At 64.0% G+C, this 15467-nt stretch carries 11 protein-coding genes; 1 reads left to right on the top strand and 10 read right to left on the bottom strand.

The features are described 5' to 3' along the window. Positions 1-67 precede the first annotated feature (67 nt). The 3 genes from AC1RQC_RS06360 to AC1RQC_RS06350 all read right to left on the bottom strand — a co-directional run bounded on the left by AC1RQC_RS06360 (position 68) and on the right by AC1RQC_RS06350 (position 6859). Entirely contained in the window at positions 68-646 is a 579-nt protein-coding gene (locus tag AC1RQC_RS06360) for a glycine-rich domain-containing protein (RefSeq protein ID WP_492882708.1), read from the bottom strand. 50 nt (positions 647-696) lie between these two features. After that, positions 697-4122, bottom strand: a complete 3426-nt coding sequence (locus AC1RQC_RS06355) for a bifunctional diguanylate cyclase/phosphodiesterase (protein ID WP_492882706.1) — start codon at positions 4120-4122, stop codon at positions 697-699. Positions 4123-5053: 931 nt separating this feature from the next. Continuing rightward, positions 5054-6859: a methyl-accepting chemotaxis protein gene (locus AC1RQC_RS06350; protein WP_492882704.1), complete on the bottom strand. Its 1806-nt coding sequence runs from the start codon at positions 6857-6859 to the stop codon at positions 5054-5056. Between the two features lie 416 nt (positions 6860-7275). Here AC1RQC_RS06350 and AC1RQC_RS06345 point away from each other — a divergent pair, with 416 nt between their 5' ends. Then, positions 7276-7476: a hypothetical protein gene (locus tag AC1RQC_RS06345; RefSeq protein ID WP_492830371.1), complete on the top strand. Its 201-nt coding sequence runs from the start codon at positions 7276-7278 to the stop codon at positions 7474-7476. Between the two features lie 156 nt (positions 7477-7632). Here the strand turns inward: AC1RQC_RS06345 and flgL are convergent, their stop codons facing one another. From flgL to flgF, 7 genes are all read right to left on the bottom strand, one after another. Then, positions 7633-8865, bottom strand: a complete 1233-nt coding sequence (flgL, locus tag AC1RQC_RS06340) for a flagellar hook-associated protein FlgL (RefSeq protein WP_492371356.1) — start codon at positions 8863-8865, stop codon at positions 7633-7635. Positions 8866-8902: 37 nt separating this feature from the next. Beyond that, the gene (gene flgK / locus AC1RQC_RS06335; protein WP_492830369.1) at positions 8903-10816 is read right to left on the bottom strand and encodes a flagellar hook-associated protein FlgK; all 1914 of its coding nucleotides are present in this window, start codon (positions 10814-10816) and stop codon (positions 8903-8905) included. 215 nt (positions 10817-11031) lie between these two features. Further along, on the bottom strand, positions 11032-12054 hold the full coding sequence (gene flgJ / locus AC1RQC_RS06330; protein WP_043356992.1) for a flagellar assembly peptidoglycan hydrolase FlgJ: 1023 nt from the start codon (positions 12052-12054) through the stop codon (positions 11032-11034). Positions 12055-12056: 2 nt separating this feature from the next. Next, the gene (locus AC1RQC_RS06325; RefSeq protein ID WP_492371353.1) at positions 12057-13190 is read right to left on the bottom strand and encodes a flagellar basal body P-ring protein FlgI; all 1134 of its coding nucleotides are present in this window, start codon (positions 13188-13190) and stop codon (positions 12057-12059) included. A 14-nt stretch (positions 13191-13204) separates the two neighbouring features. Beyond that, positions 13205-13882, bottom strand: coding sequence for a flagellar basal body L-ring protein FlgH (flgH, locus tag AC1RQC_RS06320; RefSeq protein WP_370564869.1), 678 nt, complete (start codon positions 13880-13882; stop codon positions 13205-13207). Between the two features lie 2 nt (positions 13883-13884). Beyond that, entirely contained in the window at positions 13885-14670 is a 786-nt protein-coding gene (flgG, locus tag AC1RQC_RS06315) for a flagellar basal-body rod protein FlgG (RefSeq protein ID WP_043356996.1), read from the bottom strand. Between the two features lie 51 nt (positions 14671-14721). Then, positions 14722-15465 (bottom strand): flagellar basal-body rod protein FlgF, encoded by a 744-nt coding sequence (flgF, locus tag AC1RQC_RS06310; protein WP_416051539.1) that lies wholly within the window; start codon positions 15463-15465, stop codon positions 14722-14724. Positions 15466-15467: the final 2 nt, after the last annotated feature.

The following is a 15467-nucleotide window of genomic DNA, read 5'->3' as shown; positions in this document are numbered from 1 at the left end:
CCTCCCGGACGTGGTCGGGGTGCCGTGAATGCGCCTACGGCCAGTTGGCACGGCACTTCGCAACGCATCAGTGACGCGGCAGCCCCATAGGGCAAGGCGCGTCCCGACCGCAGGACGAAACGACTCCGGAGGTGATCGCGCAGTACGCCGCTTGCATCCCATTGGTGATTGCGCAGTACGCTGCCTTGGCGTCCGCGGGCTCGGCTCCCAGCGTGGGCTTGCCCTCGCTCGTGACCGCACAGTAGGCCGCCAGCGCCGGTCTCAACCCAAACTCGCGCGCGCTAAGCCGGGCACTTGCCTCGGCCAACGCGCGCAGGCGGGCTTCATCCTGTGGGCCATCGATACCGACGTAGGGGTCATGATGCAGGACATGGCCAAAAATGTGCTCACAGTCGTTCGCATAGCGCCTGGTATCGACGATATGGGCGTGCCAGAACGCGTCTACCTGTTCGCTGGGCACGACTGGTGTGTCGGGGTACTTTGCCGCTAGCTTGAGAAACCTGCGGTAGCCGGCCTCGGCATCGGCCAGGCTTTCGGGGCTCCAATGGGCGGACTTGCCATGTAGAAGCTTGGCTTTGATCCTCGAGAAATCGAGCGCATCGATGGCTTGCCATGACCGTTCAATCCACTGTTTCTGCACTGTCATGATGTGTTCCCTCCTGTTGTTGACGCTGGGGCGCGCGCCGGAACTCAGAATCAGGCGCGCATCGGCTGCGGTCCCTGTTCAGGCAGCAGACCGTGCACGGTATGGCCAGCGAGGAACGCGGTGACGTCCTCGGCCGGAATAGGGCGGCTAAAGTAGTAGCCCTGGACTTCGTCACAGCCCTCGCGGCGAAGAAAGTCCAGCTGAGCCTCGTTCTCGACGCCTTCGGCCACGACCTCCAGCGCCATCTGATGTCCTAGCCCGATGATTGCGCTCGTGATTTGCGCATCGCTCCTGCTATCGGGCAGATAGCGTATGAACGAACGGTCGATCTTCACGGTGTCAATCGGGAAACGGCTCAGGTAGGCGAGCGAGGAGTAGCCGGTGCCGAAATCGTCAATGGCCAGCCGTACCCCGGTTCGCTTCAGGCGCGACAGCCAGCGCGCCGCTTGCTCGGCATCGCGCATGACCATGCTTTCGGTTAGTTCTAGTTCGAGCAGATACCCTGGCAAGCCGGCTTGCTTCAGGGCATCGAGCACGACCTGCCTCAGGTCCTTGTCGGCAAATTGCCTTGCGCTAAGGTTGACCGAGACGCGTATCGGGGCATTGCCGTCGGCAAGCCATTGCGCATTCTGGCGACAGGCCTCACGCAGTACCCACGCGCCAATCTGCACGATGGCCCCGCACTCCTCCGCAACCGGAATGAAGTCAGCGGGCATCACCATGCCGAGCTTCGGGTGGCGCCATCGGATCAGGGCTTCGACGCCGGTACAGGCATTGGTGTCCAGCGAGATGCGTGGCTGGTAGTGCAGCACGAACTCATTGTGATCGAGTGCGCTGCGCAGATGCGATTCCATGTCGATGCGATTCTGCAGGGTCACACTCATCTCGCGCACATAGTATTGGAAGCCGTTCTTGCCGAGCTGCTTGGCGGCATACATGGCGAGATCGGCATGCTTTAGTAGCGTCTGCGCGTCATTGCCATCTTCGGGGAAGGAGCTGACGCCAATGCTTGCCGTCACCTGCAGCTCCTTGCCATTGACGACAAAGCCGGATGCGAGCGCGGCCTGGATACGCTTGATGATGCGGTGCAAAAGGGAGAAGTCGTCGATTGGCTCGACCAGTACGACGAACTCGTCGCCACCGAGCCGGGCAATCAGGTTGGCTTCGCCAAGCGTGGCGCTAAAGCGATCTGCCACGGCGCGTAACAAGACGTCGCCCGCGTTGTGGCCCATTGTGTCGTTGACCCTCTTGAACTGGTCCAGGTCAACAAAGAGGATATCGAGACGGTGTTGACGGGAGCGGGAACGAGCGAGGCTGCTCTCGAGATGGTTCTTGAACATCAACCTGTTGGGCAGACCTGTGAGCGCATCGTGATTGGCAAAAAAGCGTAGGGTCTCCTCGGCCTGGCGACGCAGCAGGAAGTGGCCAGTGTGACTAGCTATCGCGCTAGCCATCGCAAGCGCATGTGGATCGCGTGGACGCTTGGTGCGCGAATACATCTCCACCAGTCCGAGCGTGGTCGTGCCCTTGCGCAGTGGGAAAGCGAATACAGTGCGCACGCTCCCGTCGGCCAGCCAGCGATGCTGAGGCAAGCGCGCGATGGCACCGCGGCCCGCATACCAACGCGGTTCCGTCAGTACGTCTGCCTGATCTGCCTGATCTGCCTGATCTGCCTGATCTGCCTGATCTGCCTGCGGATCGGCCGGGCGCCGTGCCAGCCAAGCTTCCAGTTCTTGCTCTCTGGCCCGGCAAACCGGCGCAAGCGCCAAGCCACGTCCTGCATCCGAAGGCCAGAATGCACCCGCCTCCCATTCCATTCCCGCAACCAAGGTACGGATGATTTTTTCCAGGACTTCGGCTTCGCTAGACACGGTGGCGAGATGCAAGGCAACCAGATGCTCCTGTGCGCGAGCCTGCTCGATGAGCTTTCGCTGGGTGATGTCTTGCGCGGTGCCGCGCAGGACGGCCGTGCCCGGTGGGCCATGCGCATGGCCGATCAGGTGAAGCCAACCCATGCGTCCACGTAACGAGCGGTAGGGGCATTCGAGCTCGAAAGCGACGCGCTCCCGCAAGGCGGTTTGCATCCTCTGCCGCAACACGCCGCGGAAGCGAGGATCGGCTGCGCCTAGCAGTGTGTCGGGCGTGGGATCCAGCGCTCGCACACCCAGCAGCCGGGCCATCTCGCTGGAGAAATAGGCCGCATTGCGCTCCAGGTCAAGACGCCAATCCCCCAGGTGCGCGATCCGCTGCGCCTGGGCAAGGCCCTCTCGACTCTCGCGCAGGCTGTGCGTCATGCCATCGGCCACCGCCAGGGCTCGTGACCGGGAACTGGATAGCGCGTAGGCCAGCCCGGCCAGCAGCGCGGTAATGATCAGCCCGGCCCCAAGCACCACACTCTTCAGGTAGCGTTGCGGGCCCACCATGGCCTGGGCGTCGGCGGAGAAGACAATGAGCCAGCGCCGCCCTCCAAACGGCTGTGTCATCTCCTTGCGCTGGAAGGAACGATCGTCCGATACGCTTGCCCGCTGGGGCGCGGAAGGCTCGTTGCTGGCGGCAAGCCGTGCGGCGCTGGCCTGGCTAGCCGCCTTGGCACTGGCGGGGGCGGTGGCCGTCATGCCGCCGGCGCTGTTGTACAGCAGAGTCGCCGGGGACGGCGGTACTGGTTCGCCATCGAGTTTCCCGGCGTCGTACAGTTCGAAACGAGTCCCATACACGCGCTCGCTGCCGGCAATCTCCCCAAGCAGCCCGCTGATTCGTATGCCAGCACCAACGGAGCCGATATAGGCACGGCGGCGCTGCTCCACTGAGTCGAGCGGCTGGCCTTTTCTGTAGACCGGAAGGCGCAAGGCAATGCCGACGTGGGGACCTTTGGCTTCGCTGAAGATCAGGCGCCCGCTGCTCACTGCCTGCCCGCTGTCACGGGCTCTTTCGAGAGCGGCCAGGCGCCCCGGCTCCGCACCCATGTCGATGCCGATCGACGGCAGGTTGTTCTGGAACGGCTCGACATAAGTCAACACGAAATAGGCTGGCCGCTTCCCTGCAGGGTGGACGGAGAACGCCACGCCGGCCTCGCGCAGGACTGGGTCCTTGCGCTGGCTGGCGACAAAGCTGGCCAGCTCGGAGGCCGGCACATAGGGCGCGTAGTTCAGCGTCTGGAACCCGGGATAGCGCTGTTCCAGGTTGAGGCCATTGACGAAGTCGCGGAATTCCTCGCGCGAAACATCATCACTAGCGCCGAAGAGCGCCTGCATGGTTACCAGGACGTCGGTGTAGAGCCGGATACGCGTATCGATCTGCTGGACGATATCGTCGGTATCGCTCTTGAATCGCAGGCGCGCATCCCTCTCCAGCAGCTCTGTGTACAGCGAATGCACGACGATCGTGCTAAGCAGGCCGAGCAGCAGCGCGCCGAGCGTGATGACGGTCGTACTGACGCGTCCGATCGGACGCAACAATTGCGTCAGTAGCTTGCGCACACGATATCCCCCAGGAACGTGACGTGTGGACTGCAGACCTAAGCGATCAAGCGGCGATGGTGTCAGCCGGCTACTGCTGGGCCGCCGCCACCGGGGCGCGCGGATTTGCGCAGCGTTCTTTTACCTGTCTCTACAACGTTATCTCAAATTGGAGCGGGGGCAAGGCCGAATACGATTGTCGACTCCCCACTTAAGTGGGGGGTACGCCCTATGTGCTTAGTCAAGCATGAGGGGCGCAAAGGTTGCCACCGCTCGGCATGGGCGACGGGCGCCGCGGCAAGCAACAGCGACAGGGAGGCGAGGGGCGGAGGAACATAGCGGATGCGAGGCGAGGGAGTTTGAAGGTCCCGCGTAAAGAATCGGTACCCTCCCGTACTAGAAACTACCTCACGGCGCCGTGCGGTCGATCTGGCAGGTGGGCGAGGCGCAGGCGCAGCGCAACCAGCGCGGGCCGCGATGATAGTAGCCGAGCGGGAGAAGGCCGGCGCCGGGCTCGACTAAGCCAGGCGAGCGCGCGCGGCGCCACAAGAAGAATGGGGCTCACTTGGAATCCATCGATCCGTTGCATTGACCGGTTGCATCCACAGTCAATATGGGATGGACCGAGTCTCAGAGCAACGAGAGCTTTGTTTGCTGCAGTCCCGCCGTGACTGAAGGCGAGCCATTTCAGGCTGTGGAGGGGATGGTGGGAAGCAAGTTCGCAACGTCAAAGCAGGCCGGCAATCGCGATGGGCCAAAGGTTGGTTCTCTGGCAGCAGCCCGCAGACAGCGGCACCGACATGAACGCGCGGACTCGCCATGCGGACATTGGAATGTGCATCCCCACCTGTCGAACAACATGTCAATCAGCTTGCAGTCCGGGAGGCGTGCCGACCTCCAGATCTGAATCCTTGAAGGCGGACGCCGCTATCGACCGAGGTACAACATCGTGTTATGCCTCGCGCAATTGAAACCGTGCCACTGTTCGCGCGAGCTCCCGTGCCCGATCATTAAGCATCGATGATGCTGCCGCAGACTCCTCCACCAGCGCAGCGTTCTGTTGCGTGGCTTGATCCATTTCTGACACGCTCTGGTCGAGCTGTCCAATACCTGTGTTCTGCTCGCTCACCGCACCGTGTATCTCAGTAATGATCCGTCGAACGTGCTCGATGTCCTTGACAATTTCGGTCATGGTCGAGCCCGCTGCCTGGACGCGCTCGGTGCCGCTGCTTACGCTGGCTACGGAGCTTTCGATGAGTCCCTTGATCTCCTGGGCGGCTGTGGCACTGCGCTGAGCCAGGGTTCGCACCTCGCCAGCCACCACGGCAAAGCCGCGGCCCTGTTCCCCGGCACGCGCCGCCTCGACTGCCGCGTTAAGCGCTAGGATATTGGTCTGGAAGGCGATGCTGTCGATCACGCCTATGATTTCCGTGATCCGCCCCGACGATTTGGCGATCTCGTCCATGATGCGCACAGCGCCAGAGACAACTTCGCCGCCGCGCGCCGCGGTGGCGCTGGCGTCAGTCGCCAACTGCGTTGCCTGTTCGGCCGCTTCCGCAGTCTGCTTTACACTCGATGCCAGTTGGGTCAAGGCTGCCGAGGTCTGCTGCAGATTGCTGGCCGAGGCTTCCGTGCGGTGGGATAGGTCGCGATTACCCGCATCGATCTCGCCAGTTGCCGAGGTCATACCCTGCACACTGGCACGCACGTCGACCAACACGGCGCCGATCTTCTCTACGAAGGCGTTGAACGACGCGGATATCTGTGCCACCTCATCATTGCCCACGACATCCAGCCTGCGGGTCAAGTCGCCCCCGCCAGTCCCGATGGTATCCATCGCGTCACGTACGCTGGAGAGCCTGCGGAGAGCTTTTGCGGTAAAGAAGGTGGCAATGCCGAGCGCAGCCAGGGTAAGCAGGACCAAGGCTATGCCCATGGCGCTTACGACGTGGCGCAGGCCTACGGTGGCTTCGGCCTTATCGAGCGCGATCACCAGATACCAATCGGTGCCGGCGACAGCCTGGGCCTTTAGCAGCTTCGGCACGCCCTGGATTTCCACTTCTAGCGGCGCACTAGCCCGAACCAGGTTCTCGAGCGTGGCCGGCGTCAGTGCGGCTGTCACTTCGCTGACCGGCTTTAGCATCTGATTCGCATCGGCGTGGGCGATTACCTGGCCATCCCTGGCTACGACGAAGGCCAAGCTCGAAGGCGTTGGATGTATCGCCTTCACAACTTCTCGCACGCCTTCCAGTGGCACTGCGCCGCTGACGGCACCGATTGCCGCACCGTCACGGATGAGTGGCGCCGCAAAGGAAACGTATGGCACTCGAGTCGAGACATCTCCATACGGCTTGGTCACAGTCGGCTTGCCCGCGGCCAGCGCCGCTTTGTACCAAGGGCGCGCGGTGGGGTCGTAGTCCTTCGGCGTCGTGCTGCTGCTCGAGTAGTATGACTTGTCGCTCCACCCGATGGTGGTCACGGGAAAGCCGTTGGCATCACCCATGAACTTGACCAAGCCAGCGGGGTCGCCTTTCTCCACGACCTCCGCTGCAGTCTTGACGGCCAAAGCCTTGGCGGCGACCCATTGTTCGATCGCCAGCGTGTTGCCACTGGCGATGGCGCTAAGGTCGCTCTCCATTGTTGCCGTCATATTTGCGCGGACGATGCCATAGGTGGCGGCACCCGAGAGTGCGAGAGCGCCGACAACCGTGGCGGACATGATCAGAGCGATGCGGGTGCGGAGCGAGGATGCGGTCATACCGAAGAGAGTGATGTTACCTGGGTGAGTCGGTCTGAGTACGGCATTATCGCGGTGCCTGAGACCACGGCATCGGCCGGTCTTAGGCGCCACAGAGCTAACTACGGCAACCGAGCGGGCAACTTTAGGCCGGCGGCAAGAACCGGCGCAAGTGGCGTACGCCGAGCCCGAGGGTGGGCTGGAACATGTTCTTCGCTCGGGTAGAGCGATCTATGTAGGCGGCGGAAAGGATTGGTGGGGAACTACCGTCTCTTCGTCAGTCTCCCAGGGGAATTCCACATCCCAGGTTGGCGTGTTGCCAGCCGCGTTTCGGGACGTCTATCGCGTGGCTCAAATGGGTGGCCTTGCCAGCGGTTTCCAGCGCTTCACAGACGGGGAGGTCGGGGCAACTCTGACGTTGCCATGGGTGCCGGAGCTTGTGCGCCAATGCGGATCACGCGCAACACAAGGGTATCCGTTTTGTCGCGGCATGGAAGCAGGTGCCCGTCGCCGCAATCGAAATATTGCTCGATGCCATCAAAACTACGGTGCTTGATCTCGCCATCAACATCGATCGCGAGAAGCTAGTCGCGAGCGTCCGCCAGCGAACTCCCGACGACTATTCAAACCTGAACTGAATTAGGCCGGCCGGCAGAATATCCAAGTGCGTTCAGGACACCAGCGCCCTGCCAGATTATCCGGCAGGGCCTATAGCGTGCAACTCACACAAGATGACCTATATCCATTCTCTCGGGACAAGCGAGCTATTTCTTGCCGGACGCAAAACCTCGCGCTTACCCCAGGTACTTGAACAGATTCATCCCCTGGATCTGCATGAATGACTGTTGTGCCGCCTGCAGCGAAGTCTGGCGCTGGTAGTACTCGGTCATGGCCGAGTAGTAATCCAGGTCCTGCAGGCCCGAGAGCGTCTCGGTGTAGTTCAACCCACGGTTGGTGCCGATGGTGTTGAGCGCATCGAGCTCATTCATGCGCGAGCCGACCGAGGTCTGCACCGTGCTGACGTTGTCCAGCGAGTTGGCCATCTGGCGGTTTGCCGTGGACAGCGCGTTGGCCAGCGTGGCGCGGTCGGTGCTGGTGACGATCGGCTGCTTCAGGGCATTGATGACGCTCTGCAGGTTAGCAAAGATGTCGGTGCCGGCTTGCTTCGCGGGTTGCAGGTTGACGACATCGCCATCCTTGGGCGTGCCCTTGATCGACAGCGAGAGCCCGCCGGCCGAGATGCCGGCGCCGTCCACATAGTCCACCGGGGCGCCAACGGCGGCCGGCGGCGCGGCGCTCTGGTCCATTACCTGGTACTGCATCTTGCCCGTGACGGCATTGGTGGCGAAATTGAGCGAGAGGCTGTGGCCGTACAGCGCATTGGTTGGATCCGTCACCGAGATCGCGCTGAACTCGCCGGTGCCCGTATTGGTGGTTGGCGAGGAGGCAACGTAGGTGGCGGTGGACTGCACGCTCATGAAGATCGCGTTGCCGTTGTCGTTGGTGGGCATCTGACGGGCAACGTCGACCTGCAGCAGTTGCTGGCCGGTATCGCCGCCATAGACCACCGCGCCGCTGCCGTTCTTCGCGAACGGCGGCGTGGACGACTGGTAACCCGCGAACAGGAACTGGCCGTTGCCATCGTCGGCGTTGGACAGGCCGAGCAGCTGGTTGTATGAGTCCTGCAGCGAGGAGGCGACCGAGGCGCGGTCGGCATCGCTCATGGTGCCGTTGCCGGCTTGCACCACCAGCGTCTGGATATTCTGGACGGTGGTGACGACGCTGTTGAGCGAGCTCAGTTCCATCGACAGGTTGGTGTTAGCCTGTTTGCGGGACGTGGCGTACTGGCCGTTGACCGCGCTGGACTGCGAGACCACCAGCGCCCGGGTGGCACCCACCGGGTCGTCGGACGGCGTCAGGATACGGCGGCCGGTGCCGAGCTGTTGCTGCACATGCAGCAATGAGCCTTGCTGGCTGTTCATCGAGGCCAGGCCGAGTTGGTAGAGCGTGGAGCTTGCAACGCGCATGTCTGTTCCTTTAGGAGATCCGGGTCTTCAGAAGCGATCAGCGGCCGATACCGATGATGGTGTCGAACAGCGTGGTGGCAGTCTGGATGACCTTGGCGTTGGCCTGGTAGAGCTGCTGGAAACGCAGCATGGAGACCGTTTCCTCATCCATGTTCACGCCCGAGATGCCTTGCTGCGCCGTCTGCACCTGGGTCGTGACGCTGTCCTGCGAAGTCGACGCGATCTGCACTGATTTGGCGCGGCTGCCGACGTCGTTGACCAGCTGCGCGAAGGCGTCGTTGTAGCTCGACACGCCGCCGATGGTCTTGGTGGTTTGCAGCTTGGCCAGCGCGAGCGCGTTGCCGTTATCGGATACGCCGCTCAGGTTGGGGGCCAGCGTGAAGCTGTCACCGGTCTTGGGCGTGCCGTCGAAGCTGACCGTGACACCGTTGAACGAGTATTGCGTCGCGGTGCCGCTGGGGGTCGGGCCGCTGGTGGGCACGACAGGCGCGCCCGTCGCATCGGTGAAGACGTAATTGGCGCCGTTGTACTTGGCCGTGATCGTGGTAGCGGGCAGGCTGAAGCCTTGCGCGACATTGCTGACCTTGACCGTGCCGGTACCGGTGTTGGTGGTACCTGCGCTGGCGCGCAGCGGGCCTGCGGCAGCAATCTTGGCGGGATCGGTAATGGCCATGTCCATGCTCGCGGCCACATTGCGGGTCGGCTGGATCTGGTAGGAATCATTGGCCGACATCGCCGTCGGGATCTTGACGTCCACGCCGTCCGCCGACAGCGTCAGCGGATAGGTGGCGGTAGCGCCCGCCTGGGTGGCCACGACCGTGTTGTCCGACATGCGCGTGAGCGAATAGTTGGTGCCGTCGTAGGTCAGCGTGTAGTCGCTGGTGGTCAGCTGCGACGTATTGCTGATGCTGGCCGATACCAGCGAGGTGCCGGTATTCGAGCTCTTGGGCAGCGTGACGGGCGTGCCGAGCTTGAACAGGTTGCCGCCGATCTGGCCGGTCAGGTCCACGCCGAGCTTATGCTGGTCGTTGAAGGTCTGGGCCAGCGTCACCGACAGCCGCCCGATGGCGTTCTGCGCGGGATCCAGCGACTCGGTGCGGAACTTGAGCAAGCCGCCGACGGAGCCGCCGGTAAGGGTGCTTTCGTCCATCTCGGTCACGTTGCCGTTGGCCTGCGTGTAGGCGATCGTGGTACGCGACGGATCGGCCGACGATTGCACCGCCTTCAGATCATAGGAGTTCGATCCCATCACCAGGGGCTGGCCGTTGCCGACGAACACGTTGTATGTATTGTCCTGCGGCACCACCTTGACGCCTACCAGCTGGGTCAGCTGCGAGACCATCTGGTCGCGCTGGTCGAGCAGGTCGTTGGGCGGCTGGCCGCCGCCGGCAGCGGTAGCCCGCGTGATCTGGTCGTTGAGCTTGGCAAGCTGCTGGGAGTAGGCGTTGATCTGCGTCACCGAGCTCTGCAGCTGGGTATTGACACCGTCACGCAACTGCTGGAAGTAGGAGTTGGCGGCGCGCACCTGCCCAGTGAGCGATTGCCCGGCATTGATCATGTTCTGGCGCGCGGCCGGATCCGCCGGCGTGTCGGATACCCCTTGCACGGCGGCGAAGAACTTCTGCATCAGCGGTGCGATACCGCCCGTCTGGTCGGCCAACAGGTTGTCGATCTGGCCGATCTGGCTGGAGTACGTCGAGAGCTGGGCACTGGCGGACTGGGCGTTGCGCAGCTGGCCGGTCAGGAACTCGTCATAGACGCGGACCACCGAGGTCGTGTTGGACCCTTGGCCGTAGAAGCCGCTGCTGGTGTACTGGCCACCTGCGGACGCAATAATGGTGTTCTGCCGCGTATAGCCTGCCGTGGCGGCATTGCTGATATTGTGGCCAACCGTCGTCAACGCGTTCTGCGCCGTGTTCAGGCCGGAAAGTCCGATATTGAAGAGAGACATGCTCTAACCCCGCATCTGGTGGCTGCCGTGTGCCTGACCTGGCGATCCGTGCACCGAGGCCGCTTGTCGAGGAGCCTTCGATGCCGGTTCGCCGCTGCCGGACATGAACGGCGGTGAATGATGTAAGTAACGGCAGAAGTACAAGGAGACTTTAGTGCGCGGCGCCCACAATTTGCGTCCGCTCGGCCTGTGCCCTGCCAGGGCTCGGCATGCGCTCAGACGGGCACTTTCCGCATGATCCGGACCAGCTTTTCGCCGTAAGCCGGATCCGTGGCATAACCGGCACGCTGCAGGCCCCGCGCCGCGTCGTCCGGTGTGGCCGCCGCCAGTACCTCGGCGTAGCGCGGGTTGTTGCTCAGCAAGCGCCCGTAGTCGGCAAAGGCTTCGTCGTACGAACCGTAGGCACGGAAGCGCGCGCGCACCTTTTGCGGCTGGCCGTCGACATATTCGGTGGTGGTGATTTCCGCGACCTGGCCCTTCCAGTTGGCGCCCGCCTTGATGCCGAAGACATTGAAGGTGGTGCTGCCGTCCGGGTAGGCAATCTCGCGCCGGCCCCAGCCGGATTCGAGCGCGGCCTGGCCCAGGATCAGCTTGGCCGGCACGCCGGTAGCGCGCGCCGCGGATTGCGCCGGCCCCGCCATGCGGGAGACGAAGGCGCTGATGTGGGCCGGCGTGTCTTCCGGCAACACGGCATTGCCGCCCTGCCAGGCACCGGTGTCCTGCGACTGATACTGGCGCAGGCCCGCAGTGGGGTTCCAGCTGGTGCCGGCCACCACGCTGCCTGCACGCGGCGCGTCCGCGTCGCCGTTGCGCATGTCCAGCGTGCGCGCAAGGCCGGGGGCCGCGTCGTCCATGCCCGCCTGCACGGCGGCCTGCTTGGCGGCCGCGCCAGCGAGCTCGGGCGGCAGGCCCGCGCCGCTGGCGCGCGCGAGCTGGCGCACCATGACGTCGGCCAGGCCGATGCCGCGCGTGGACATCTGCTGGGACAGCTGCTGGTCCATCATCGACATGTACAGCTTGGTCTGCTCGTTGTCGAACAGGCCATCCTGCGGCGTGGCGTCGCGCATGCTCTTGAGCACCATCTGCGTGAACACCGCCTCGAACTGGCGCGCGGCGGTGCGCAGCGTCTCCGGGGTGGCCCCGGTACGGGCACTTTGCTTGAGGCCTTCGAAGCCTTGCGTATCCAGGGCGAAGCGTTGCGAGAGTTCGGCCTGTGCGGCCACGCGGCTGGCTGACATGATCAGATGATCTCGAGGTCGGCGCGCAGCGCACCTGCGGCACGCATGGCCTCAAGGATGGTCTGCAGGTCGGCCGGTGTCGCGCCCAGCGCGTTCAGGCCCTTGACCACCGCGGCCAGCGATGCGCCTGCCTTGACCATCTGCAGCGCGCCGCCTTCTTGCTTCATGTTGATCTGCGAAACCGGCGCCACCACCGTCTGGCCGCCACTGAACGGCGCCGGCTGGCTGATCACCGGCTGGGTATTGATCACCACCGACAGATTGCCATGCGCCACCGCGCAGTCGTCCACCGTCACGGCCTGGTTCATCACGATCGAGCCGGTGCGCGCATTGAGGATGACCTTGGCGGCGGCCTTGGCGCGCGTGACCTCGATGTTCTCGATGCGGGCCATGAAGCCCACCCGCGCGCTCGGGGCCGCGGGCGTGCGCACCTGCACCACCCTGCCGTCCAGCGCGCTGGCTACGCCGCCGCCCATCGCGCGATTGATCGCCTCGACAACGCGTTCGGCCGTGCCGTAGTCGGTTTCGCGCAGCTCCAGGTTCAGGATGCCGCCTTCGGGCTGGAACGCGGGGACGGCGCGCTCCACGATGCCGCCATTGGCAATGCGGCCCACCGCCAGCTGATTGACCTGCACCTTGCTGCCGTTGGCCGACGCGCCCGCGCCGCCCACCAGCATATTGCCCTGCGCGATCGCGTAGACCTGGCCGTCGGCGCCCTTGAGGGGCGTCATCAGCAAGGTGCCGCCACGCAGGCTCTTGGCATTGCCCATCGACGACACCACCACGTCGAGCTGGCTGCCGGGCCGTGCGAACGGCGGCAGCGTGGCGGTGACCATCACCGCCGCCACGTTCTTGAGCTGCATGTTCTTGCCGGCCGGCAGGGTGATGCCGAGCTGCGAGAGCATGTTGGTCAGGCTCTGCGTGGTGAACGGCGTCTGCATGGTCTGGTCGCCGGTGTTATCCAGCCCCACCACGAGCCCATAGCCCACCAGCGGGTTGTCGCGCACGCCCTGGAAGTTGGCCAGGTTCTTCAGCCGTTCCGCGTGCGCCGCGCCTGCTAGCAGGCCCAGCGTCAGCGCCAGGAAGAGAGCGCGGACGAAGCGGCTGCGCGAGGCGGGGAGCGAAGACAGGGACATGACGCGGTCAGTGATCAATACGGTGAAACATTGAGGAAGAAACGCTGCAGCCAGCCCATGTTCTGCGTCTCGTCGATATAGCCCTTGGCGGTGTACTCGATGCGCGCGTCGGCCACCTGCGTGGACGGCACCGCGTTGTCGCCGGTGATCGTGCGCGGATTGACCACCCCGGAGAAGCGGATGTACTCCGCGCCCTGGTTGATGGCCATCTGCTTTTCACCGGAGACGATGAGGTTGCCGTTGGCCAGCACTTCCAGCACGGTCACGGTGATGGTGCCGTTGAACGTGTTGGTGGCGCTGGCGCCGCCGCTAGCCTTAAGCGCATTGGCGCCGCTCATGGTTGCGTTCTGGGCGCTGCTGAACAGCCCGCCAAGCGCCCTGGGCACGGCATCGAAGGCCAGCGCGCTGTTGGACGTGCGGCTGGCGTTGGTGCCGGAGTTCTTGCTGGCGTTGACGTTCTCGCTGATCACGATGGTGAGGATGTCGCCCACGTTGCGCGGCCGGCGATCCTCGAACAACGGATTGCCCGCGTACGACGACTGGTAGATCGATCCGCTCGCCGGCGCCAGCGCGCGCGGCTCTGCCCGCGCGGAGGTGGGCAGCTGGACCAGCGGCTCGCGCGGCATCATCGCGCAACCTGTCGCGAAGCAGCAAAGGGCAAGCGCGCCCAGGCGAGTCAGCGAGGCAATCATGATCATCCCAGCTGCGTGAGGCGCTGCAGCATCTGGTCGGAGGTCTGCACGGCCTTGCTGTTGATTTCGTAGGCGCGCTGGGTCTGGATCATGCTCACCAGTTCTTCGACCACGTTCACGTTGGACGCTTCGACGTAGTTCTGCTGCAGCGTGCCGGAGCCGTTCAGGCCAGGCACCGTGGTGTTCGGCGCGCCCGACGCATCGGTCTGCACATACAGGTTCTCGCCAAGGCTCTCCAGGCCTGCCGGGTTCGCGAAGGTAGCCAGTTGCAGCTGGCCGACCTGCACGTTGGCGCTCGAGCCGGGCTGGGTCACCGAGACCACGCCGTCGCGCGCAACGGTCAGCGCCGTGTAGTTGGCCGGCAAGGTGATGGCGGGCTGGATCACGAAACCGCTGGACGTCACCAGTTGGCCGTTCTGGTCGGTCTGGAACGAGCCATCGCGCGTGTAGGCGGTGGTGCCGTCGGGCATCGTGACCTGGAAGAAGCCCTGGCCGATCACTGCCACGTCCTTGCTGTTGCCGGTCTGCTGCGGATTGCCCTGGGTATGGATCCGCTCGGTAGCCACGGGACGCACGCCGGTGCCCAGTTGCAGGCCGGACGGCAGCGTGGTCTGGTCAGAAGACAATGCGCCGGGCTGGCGCACGGTCTGGTACATCAATTCCTCGAACACGGCACGCCCACGCTTGAAGCCGTTGGTGGAGACGTTGGCCAGGTTGTTCGAGATCACGTCCATCTGCGTCTGCTGCGCATCGAGGCCGGTCTTGGCAATCCAGAGAGAGCGGATCATGTTTGTCCTCACAAGGCTGCCGCGAGCCGCGGCAGCACATCAATTCAAAGTTCAGTTATTCGAGAGCAGTTGATTAGCGCGCTGATCGTTGGTGTCAGCGCCCTGGATCATCTTCATCTGCATCTCGAAGCGGCGGGCGTTGGCGATCATGTCGACCATCGCTTCGACCGGGTTGACGTTGCTGCCTTCGATCGCACCGGAAATCACGCGGATGTTGGCGTCAACCTGCAGCGGCTGCGCGCCGGGGCGCAGCCGGAACAGGCCATCATCGCCTCGGGCGATCGAATCGGGTGGTGGATTCACCAGCCGCAGCTTGCCCACCTGGGCCAGGCCCGCGGAGGTCTCCCCGGGGCCGCGCGCGGTGATGGTGCCATCGCTGCCGATGGTGACCTGCGCGCCAGGCGGCACCGCGATCGGGCCGCCATCGCCCATCACCTGCAGGCCGGTGCTGGTAACCAGCTGCCCGTCCGCCGAGACCTGCAGCGAACCGGCGCGGGTGTAGGCTTCCGTGCCGTCCGGTGCCTGCACCGTCAGCCAGCCGTTGCCCTGCAGCGCCACGTCCAGGGGACGCTCGGTGTAGGTCAGCGGGCCGGCCTTGAAGTCGGCGCCAGGCGTGGACGCCAGCGTGAATGCGCGCGTTGGCGAGGCTTGCCCCACCACCGGCACCGCGCGGAACATGTTGACCTGCGCGCGAAAGCCCGGCGTGGAAGTATTGGCCAGGTTGTTGGACACCGCGGCCTGCTGGTCGAGCGTCTGCTTGGCCCCCGACAGGGCGGTATAGATCATGCGGTCCATGG

It is taken from the genome of Cupriavidus sp. GW822-FHT03E04 (assembly GCF_058801495.1).
This window is presented reverse-complemented; position numbering and strand designations above follow the sequence as displayed.

Coding starts and splice junctions, on each gene's coding strand:
- AC1RQC_RS06360 (WP_492882708.1), bottom strand. CDS start 646: ATGACAGTGCAGAAACAGTGGATTGAACGGTCATGGCAAGCCATCGAT.
- AC1RQC_RS06350 (WP_492882704.1), bottom strand. CDS start 6,859: ATGACCGCATCCTCGCTCCGCACCCGCATCGCTCTGATCATGTCCGCC.
- flgL (WP_492371356.1), bottom strand. CDS start 8,865: ATGCGCGTTGCAAGCTCCACGCTCTACCAACTCGGCCTGGCCTCGATG.
- flgK (WP_492830369.1), bottom strand. CDS start 10,816: ATGTCTCTCTTCAATATCGGACTTTCCGGCCTGAACACGGCGCAGAAC.
- flgJ (WP_043356992.1), bottom strand. CDS start 12,054: ATGTCAGCCAGCCGCGTGGCCGCACAGGCCGAACTCTCGCAACGCTTC.
- AC1RQC_RS06325 (WP_492371353.1), bottom strand. CDS start 13,190: ATGTCCCTGTCTTCGCTCCCCGCCTCGCGCAGCCGCTTCGTCCGCGCT.
- flgH (WP_370564869.1), bottom strand. CDS start 13,882: ATGATTGCCTCGCTGACTCGCCTGGGCGCGCTTGCCCTTTGCTGCTTC.
- flgG (WP_043356996.1), bottom strand. CDS start 14,670: ATGATCCGCTCTCTCTGGATTGCCAAGACCGGCCTCGATGCGCAGCAG.
- flgF (WP_416051539.1), bottom strand. CDS start 15,465: ATGGACCGCATGATCTATACCGCCCTGTCGGGGGCCAAGCAGACGCTC.